The sequence below is a fragment of the Coprobacter tertius genome, assembly GCF_024330105.1.
Taxonomy (GTDB): Bacteria; Bacteroidota; Bacteroidia; order Bacteroidales; family Coprobacteraceae; genus Coprobacter; species Coprobacter tertius.
In genome coordinates, this window is record NZ_JANDHW010000014.1 from 71,195 (window position 1) to 79,279 (window position 8,085).

The window sequence follows — 8,085 nt, forward strand, 5'->3', positions numbered from 1 at the left end:
CATTCAATTATTTCCAGTAAAACCTTCCATTGTTGCCGACGTCTCTGATGAAATTCCTTCCCGAAGAAAAACTTTTTTTATAGTCAGAAAAACAACCTTTAAATCTATAAAAAAGGAACAATGGTCTACATACCAAACGTCGAGTTCGAATTTCTTCGACCAAGAAATTGCGTTGCGCCCGTTCACCTGGGCCCACCCCGTAATACCGGGCCTTACTTCATGACGACGGGCCTGTTCGCTATTGTATAAAGGTAAATATTGTACCAAAAGAGGACGTGGACCAATCAAAGACATATCTCCTTTCAGTACATTAATCAATTGCGGTAATTCGTCTATCGAGGTAGAACGTACAAACCGACCGACTTTTGTCAACCGTTTTTCGTCCGGTAATAAATTCCCATCCGGATCCCGCTCATCGGTCATTGTTTTAAATTTTATCACTTTAAATATTTTTCCGTTTTTCCCGGGCCTTTCCTGACAGAAAAAAACTCCTGCCCCTTTATTTATAAAATACAATGCCACCGTTACGATCAACAGCAAAGGAGATATTAAAATAAGAACGAGAAAAGAAATAAAAAAATCAAATAAACGTTTTAAAAATCGGCAATACATTTAACGTATCAACTGGTTATAAATTTTTATCAATGAAGAAGTTGTATGCTGCAAATCAAATGTTTCGGTCATTAATCGAATGCCTTGCTGAGACATTTTTTTAAGATCATATTTCCCTTCGATAAAATCGATTATAGCGCCGGCAATAGCCTTAGGTGAATGAGCAGGAACCAATATGCCTGTTTCTCCATCGATAACGATATCCGGGAATCCTCCGGTATCCGTCGCAATCGTGGGAACACCTAAAGTCAAAGACTCGCCTGCTCCCCCTAAATTTTCACTTAACGAAGGATGTACCACACAGAACATATCGGAATACAGGTCGGGAACATCGGTCCTTGTTCCCATGAAATAGACTTGATCGGTCTTTTTACGAGCGTAATCTATTACTTGTCGTTCATATTTTCGGGCATTTCCCCATGCCCCTCCTATACAGACTCCATATACCTGAGGATATTTAGCGGAAACAATCGCAATAGCATCTATAAAATCTTCATGACCTTTCAATCCCCGGGTTTGGCCCAAATATCTTTTAGGGGCATACATATAGGCAACCATACCGATAATTATCGCGTCTTTCCCTAAATTCAATTCCGTTCTGATTTTATGGGGAATTTCAGGCTTTCGACTCGCCATCTTTTTAAGTTCTCCACCATAATAAGATAAAAAGATTCTATCCCCCGAAACTCCGCTCGCTGCATACCGTTTATTCGTCCATTTACAACTACCTACCCAAAAATCATTTTTACGGGCAATATATATGTCCAGATTTCTAAAAAACCAATTTTCGAGATGTAGGGGTCCCGGAACCTGAAATATTCTCGGTCTCGAATCGTTTCGCAATGCCAAACGCATAATGAGTGTTGTCAGAACAAAGTGGCTGTGTATAATATCGGGCGAAACTTCTTTCACGATCTTTCTTAACTGCTTACATGACGTATATATGTGCTTAAGACTGAAATTCATTTCATGAACTGTAATACCGGCCGATATGTATTCAGGCATCCAGAAACCGTTTCCCGGCATCGCTACATGTACCTCTACACCGGATTTTACCAGTTCTTTCATCTGACGGAGTGCCCAACCGGCACCGTCGGAAGTTTTCACAAGATGTAAAACTTTCATTCCGATATACGAATAAGTTCTTTATAAAACGCTTCTCTGCGTTTTGACAATACCGAATCTTTATATTTCCGGGCTTCTTCGAGATTCCGATTCGCCTGTTCATTAGCAAAAGAGGCATCTTGTAACATTTGAATAACTTTATCTGCTAAACCCTCGGCATCATTAACTTCAACTAAAACGTCTTTGTCTAATAACTCGGGGATACCTCCTACTTTAGTTCCTATACATGGTAATCCGCAAGCCATCGCTTCAATTACCGCCCGGGGCAAGCCCTCAGTCTTCGAAGCCAAAATAAATATATCCGACCGATGTAAAGTATCTCGTACTTCAGCCGAAGATACGTCCCCTCTGAAATCTACGTATTCTGAAATTTTCATATCTTTAGCCAGCTCTTCCATAGAAGGTTGATACCGTCCTCCACCCAACCAGGTAAGACGACAGTTTATATTTTTTTCTCTTAAAATGGAAACTGCTTTTAAAACAATGTCGGGAGATTTATACATTTGCTCTAACGACCCTACCGAAATCAACTCGCAACATTTCCCGGCATCTATCTTCTTCGTTTGCAAAGCAATAGAGTCATTCTCTATACGGACGTTTGAAGCTACAACGGTAAAAGAATTCCGATTTGCCCGGTAACGTTTTTGTAAACTGTTTTTTGTTACATATAAAACCGCCGAAGCATTTCTCACAACACGTTTCAACTGCCTCCGTCCGATATATCTAAGTACACATCTCATAGGATGGTTAAATGCACCGGGTGCAAAAACATCCCAAGGATCACCTACGACCTCTGCACCATATGAAATATTTTTTCTTTTCAGACAAGAAGAAACCAAACTACCGATCTGACCAGGAACCCTACATATATAAGCCGACCCCGGCAAGCAACATTTATCTAACACCTTTCGTATTTTATATGCAACTTTTAGATATTGTACAGGCCCAACATAATAAGGTATTTCAATAAAATGGACTCTCTCATCTGAAATCCGAAACTTTTCATTCACTCCTATTTTATCATCGACCGATACTCTGGCTATTACATATATCTGATCGTAAACCGAAAGATAACGTACCCATAACGAATCGGAAAAACTTTCACTTTGGCTATATATATTTCCGTTACTTCGCTTTATAAAACGAGCCTCGGTGGCAAAATAAAGATTCATTTTAAATTTTTGCTTTTACACTTATTTCTGACTTGTAACAATCTACAAATGACGATATGCACACAAATAAAAATAACCAATAAAAATTAACTGATGTATCCGCGGTAATGAATGTCCCCAATGTAAATACAATAAATAGATATACGAAAAAACTATACTCTTGTATAAAATATCTACTATTATTTTTTTTTTGATAATAAAATTTAATTTCTTTATAAAAGACATAATAATAAAGCATTAATCCCAGAATGCCAAAAGGTAAAAATATCGAAAGAAAACCATTATGAGCTAATGAAAAAGATGTACTTTCTACAACAGAATATTCACCTGAACCAATTCCAAAAAAAAGACATCTAAAATCGAATTTATATTTTAAAGCAGATAGTATTGTTACCAACCTTCCTGTACCGGCAAAATAACCCTTTTCAAATTGTTCATTTCGATAAGATAAATTCTCAAAATAATTTCCCAATAAATCTCCACCCCAATAAATAATAATTCCAAATAACATAAAAGCGACGGCTATCCACTTCAGATTTATTCCTTCTTTAATACTGTAAAAAATATATACAATAAATAGGCCAAGCATCGCTGTCCTACTGGCCGTCATAATCAGCGCAAAAACAGAAATTAATAAAAAAATATATTCATACTTATGAATACTCTTGTATTTAATTTTTACAAAAAAATAAAATACTAACATGGCTGAAAAGAAACCCGCCATATTAGGACTTAATAAAGATCCGGTAGCTCTATAATACTGTGTATTGGCATATTCTAAATTGCTTTTAGCATGATATATTTTATCCAGCCAAACGGGTGAAAACAGACCGTCGATAAAAATCAGAAAAACGACAACAATTATTGTCCAATAAAAAACCTTAAACCAACTATTAATATATTTTTTAGTATTACAAATTACAATACTTAATAATAAATTACATAATTGAACAATATTTCCTTGTGCGAAAATTTCCACATCAATATATCCTAATGATAATGAAATTATATTTGCTAATAGATTTACAAAAAATATTCCACCAAAGAATTTTACAGCAGTATAATTAAATGATATTTTCCCATTTACTCGTGTTAGCAAAAAAAAGAAAAAACAAAATAATATATATATGTAATTCCAATATCCTTGATAGAATAGAGCATGAGGATATAAAAATATAACAGGTATTGTAGCGTAAAAAATTAACCTATACATATATATTTATGCAACTATTTATAGTATTTTTAATATCAAATAACGATGCTTTTTTTCGTGACTGTATGCTCATTTTATTCAACAGATCAGGGTTTTTAAAAAATTTAATAATCACTTTTTCTAATTCTTCAGGGGAATTTGTTTTTGTAAGTATTCCAATTTCAGATGTTATAAGCTCTTTAGCAGCACCTACCGCAATAGCAATTAAGGGTAAAGCTTGTGCCATAGCTTCGACATATACTAGCCCAAATCCTTCACCTCTACCTCCAAACCAAGTAGATCCTACAAAAAAATCAAAATCTGAAATGATGTACGATGGTTTATCTATTTCGTAATCGAAAACAAATGAAATATTTTCTTTAAGATTATATTCATACACTTTATTTTTTAAATACTGTAAATATTGTTTACAATATTCATTAGGGGTAGATCCTATTAATACACAATGATATAAACCTCTATATCCATGTTCATTTAGTAATCGACAAGTTTCGATCAAAAGATTATGACATTTAATATCAGAAAAAGTTCCAATAGTGCCGAATATACTTTTTTTATCACATATTTTCAAATAACTTCTTAACTTTCCCTTTGATAAATCCCCCTCTCTTTCTAATTTATTAATTTCAAGTCCATCATAAATTACTTTACATTTTCCCTGCAAATTAGAAGGAAATGAAAATTTGACCGCATTACTTATACAAATAAATACATTTACTCTTTTAATTAATAAATCTATAATAGGGCTAAATCCTCCGACACATCTCCAATGTGTAATCAAATTATAAGAATTAAAAAAACCACATACACAACACACTAATAAAGCATAATTATTAGTGGTATGTATATTCTTAAAGGCCTTTTTCAAATATACTTTTTCAAATAAAATACATACTTTTATATACCATAAAATCAATCGAGAATAGTTATAACTGCGAATAATTAAATTCTTATTTCCTATTATGGGAGGTTCTTTATCTTGAAGAATAATTACGGAATTATCGTATTTCTTTTTTAACTTTTTTGCAAATTCACCATTACACAAACATATTATCATTAATAAAACATCTTGGCTCTGATATAAACTATCGATTAAAAGTTCTGAGGACATTGCAGCTCCGCCATGTTCATTTCCTGTTATTACTTTACAGACATTTTTCATCACTTATTTTTTAATATATCATCTATATGATACTTCTCAAATATTTTCTTAATTTGAATATCATTATAGCCGGCATCAACATTTATACGAGCTAAACTTTTTTCCATCCTATTATCAATCGAGATAAATGGATTGCCTATTTGCGAATAATTGCTAATTACTTCACATTCTATTCCCTTTAAAAGAGACATCGTTTTAAGCCATATATCATCTGCATAAGGAGCCAAATCTAAAAAAATATTACATTTTGTAACATCTTCATGAAAACAATTTGCAGGATATAAAACGCCAAAAACTCCAATAGGTAGATTATATAAGGAACTATTCTTACTTTCAATTTTCACCCATTCAGTATAGGGAAGAACAGTATTGTTACTTCCATATAAAATAGGATGAGCTTTAAAACAATATATTTTATTAGGATTATGCCGATAAGAATTTAAAAAACTTTCAACCAAATCAAAGGGATAAATAATGTCATCATCAACTGTTATAATCAAATAATCAGGATATTGAAATAACGTAGGAATTATTTTTTTATAAGAACGTAAATCATCCCAAAGTTTGATTTCCAATCCCCTTTTTTCTTGCATTTTTAATGATACCGGTAAATTCTGAGAAGAAAATTCATCTCGTGATAACCATAATATAATTTTATTGGGTTTTACAGTCTGATTTAATAACGACTCAATAGTCAAATAAACATCATATATCTTTTTACCATAACTCGTTAAAGAAATAATCAACGGCTTATCTGCATAAATATTACTACTAATACCCGATGATTGTGATGAAATAGCCAAATATTTTAATTTCTGAATAATAATATTTCGACTTATTATTTCCTCAGAATGATATAGATTTGATATTGATTTTCTTATTTTCAAATAAAAATTCTTCATATACTTATTTAATTATTTTATTTAGCATCATCATCATTTCAGAATAATTCATGAGATAAAAAAAATCTTTTATTTTAATTATGGAGACTTTCTTTGAATCCAAGCTCAACATGAAAGTCGTAATTATCGTACTTATTACTACCGACCAAACAGAGCCTTTGAGTCCAAATGGGATAAACAAAAACAATAATATTATCAATAATACAAATGATATCATTAAATTTTTAAAAATCAAATGTGCCTTTCCTAAGGAAACCAGAATATTGTAATTTATTTCTTTTACCCCGATAAAAACTAAAGATAACGACAATATACGGACGAGAGGAATTGTTTCTGTATAAGCTTCACCATACAATAAATTGACTATAGAGGGGGCAAAAAAGAAAATAATCGCCCCTACTCCCAAATTAATGAGCATGAATACACCCGCTGCTTTTTTTACAAGAATTCTCATTTCAAATTCGGAAACCATTGTCCATTTCGCATATAAAAGAGGACCTATCGATGTACAGATAAAAGTTGCCATAACCAAAATCGAAGTCGCTCGTGAAAAATACCCGACACTCTCTTTATTAATCATCCATGAAATAAAATACAAAGGTGTACTGGTCAATAATATCATAGCAATATTATTGCCGGATAATTTAATTCCTAATACAACAAGACGTTTAAATAATACGAAATTTATTTTTTTATTAATATTAAATATCTTTCTAAAAAAATAAAATAATATACATGCAGCAACAAAATTAGCCACGCCTATTAAAGCTAAAAGTATATCAACTGATATGCTTTTATAGTTATAAAAAACAAGGCTTATTGCGATTAGTAAAAAAAAACTTGATATATATTGTATAAACTGATTTTTTTTAATTTGTAACTTTGCCAGTAAAATCGGCCGCATCGCCAATACAAATAATGTAGAAAAGGTTCCTAACGTAAATAATAACAATAATGGAGTATAAATTTCTCCCCAATACTCTGTCCAATAATGCATTAAAACAAATAATGCAGAAGATGATAAAATAGCCAATGGAATTATACATTTAATCGAAGTCGTCAATAATTCTTCTATCGGCATTTTTAACTTATTTATAAAATATATGCTAGCTTGCCCTATCCCGAATGAAAATATTGTAACGACGATCGTTTGGGTAGAGATGAAAAGCTGGAATCGTCCTAATTCTTCAGGCCCCAAAATACGAGCTTCAATAATTCCAATAATCATATTAATAAGGCTCAAAAATCCTGATGCCAATAAATTAAATAAACTCGCTTTATAAAAATTCATTAATAATAAATAGTTATCTGTTGCACCAATAGATCATTACAACCTTCCGTCTACTAACTGTTTATCTAAAATACCTTTTACATCGTATATCACATGTTTCGATTTTAAAAGGCCGTTCAGATCCAATCCCATAAATTCATTATGGGCCACGGCCAGTATCGCCGCATCGTATTTTTCTTCTGGCAATTCATTCGTCAACTCAAGACCATACTCCTTTAAGGATATTTCTCCATTGGCCCACGGATCGTAAATCGTAATATCAAGATGATATTCCTCTAACGAACGTACGATATCCACTACCTTCGTATTCCGTACATCCGGACAGTTTTCTTTAAACGTAAAGCCCAATACCAATATCGAGGAATGCAATACTTGTATCCCCTTTTTCAGCATTAGTTTGATGACCTGGTTCGCAACGTACTCGCCCATGCCGTCATTCATCCGACGTCCAGACAGAATGAGCTCCGGATTATAACCGTAGCGTTGTGCGCACTGCGCCAGATAATAAGGATCTACGCCGATGCAATGGCCTCCCACCAAACCCGGTTTAAATGGGAGAAAATTCCATTTCGTCGACGCGGCCGACAATACCTCTTGTGTGTCTATTC

Annotated in this window: 8 protein-coding genes; all 8 read right to left on the bottom strand. The window is 33.0% G+C overall.

Features of this window, described 5'->3' with window-relative positions; all coding sequences use genetic code 11:
- Positions 1 to 3 precede the first annotated feature (3 nt).
- Positions 4 to 612 (bottom strand): sugar transferase, encoded by a 609-nt coding sequence (locus tag NMU02_RS12065; RefSeq protein ID WP_255028183.1) that lies wholly within the window; start codon positions 610 to 612, stop codon positions 4 to 6.
- A complete protein-coding gene (locus tag NMU02_RS12070) occupies positions 613 to 1,737 on the bottom strand; it encodes a glycosyltransferase (RefSeq protein ID WP_255028184.1) in 1,125 nt (374 codons plus the stop codon).
- Positions 1,734 to 2,909, bottom strand: a complete 1,176-nt coding sequence (locus NMU02_RS12075) for a glycosyltransferase (RefSeq protein WP_255028185.1) — start codon at positions 2,907 to 2,909, stop codon at positions 1,734 to 1,736. The genes NMU02_RS12070 and NMU02_RS12075 overlap by 4 nt, the downstream gene beginning before the upstream one ends.
- A gap of 1 nt (position 2,910) precedes the next feature.
- On the bottom strand, positions 2,911 to 4,122 hold the full coding sequence (locus tag NMU02_RS12080; protein WP_255028186.1) for an O-antigen ligase family protein: 1,212 nt from the start codon (positions 4,120 to 4,122) through the stop codon (positions 2,911 to 2,913).
- Entirely contained in the window at positions 4,115 to 5,284 is a 1,170-nt protein-coding gene (locus NMU02_RS12085) for a glycosyltransferase family 4 protein (protein WP_255028187.1), read from the bottom strand. The genes NMU02_RS12080 and NMU02_RS12085 overlap by 8 nt, the downstream gene beginning before the upstream one ends.
- Positions 5,284 to 6,186: a hypothetical protein gene (locus NMU02_RS12090; RefSeq protein WP_255028188.1), complete on the bottom strand. Its 903-nt coding sequence runs from the start codon at positions 6,184 to 6,186 to the stop codon at positions 5,284 to 5,286. The genes NMU02_RS12085 and NMU02_RS12090 overlap by 1 nt, the downstream gene beginning before the upstream one ends.
- 4 nt (positions 6,187 to 6,190) lie before the next feature.
- Positions 6,191 to 7,477 carry an oligosaccharide flippase family protein gene (locus NMU02_RS12095; RefSeq protein WP_255028189.1) on the bottom strand — a complete coding sequence of 429 codons (1,287 nt, stop codon included), beginning with the start codon at positions 7,475 to 7,477 and terminating at the stop codon, positions 6,191 to 6,193.
- Between the two features lie 36 nt (positions 7,478 to 7,513).
- A partial coding sequence (locus NMU02_RS12100; RefSeq protein ID WP_290427145.1) for a nucleotide sugar dehydrogenase occupies positions 7,514 to 8,085 on the bottom strand: 572 nt, incomplete at its 5' end.

Excerpts from the sequence above, each read along its gene's own strand:
- NMU02_RS12095 (WP_255028189.1), bottom strand. The coding sequence starts at position 7,477 with ATGAATTTTTATAAAGCGAGTTTATTTAATTTATTGGCATCAGGATTT.
- NMU02_RS12090 (WP_255028188.1), bottom strand. The coding sequence starts at position 6,186 with ATGAAGAATTTTTATTTGAAAATAAGAAAATCAATATCAAATCTATAT.
- NMU02_RS12075 (WP_255028185.1), bottom strand. The coding sequence starts at position 2,909 with ATGAATCTTTATTTTGCCACCGAGGCTCGTTTTATAAAGCGAAGTAAC.
- NMU02_RS12080 (WP_255028186.1), bottom strand. The coding sequence starts at position 4,122 with ATGTATAGGTTAATTTTTTACGCTACAATACCTGTTATATTTTTATAT.
- NMU02_RS12070 (WP_255028184.1), bottom strand. The coding sequence starts at position 1,737 with ATGAAAGTTTTACATCTTGTGAAAACTTCCGACGGTGCCGGTTGGGCA.
- NMU02_RS12085 (WP_255028187.1), bottom strand. The coding sequence starts at position 5,284 with ATGAAAAATGTCTGTAAAGTAATAACAGGAAATGAACATGGCGGAGCT.
- NMU02_RS12065 (WP_255028183.1), bottom strand. The coding sequence starts at position 612 with ATGTATTGCCGATTTTTAAAACGTTTATTTGATTTTTTTATTTCTTTT.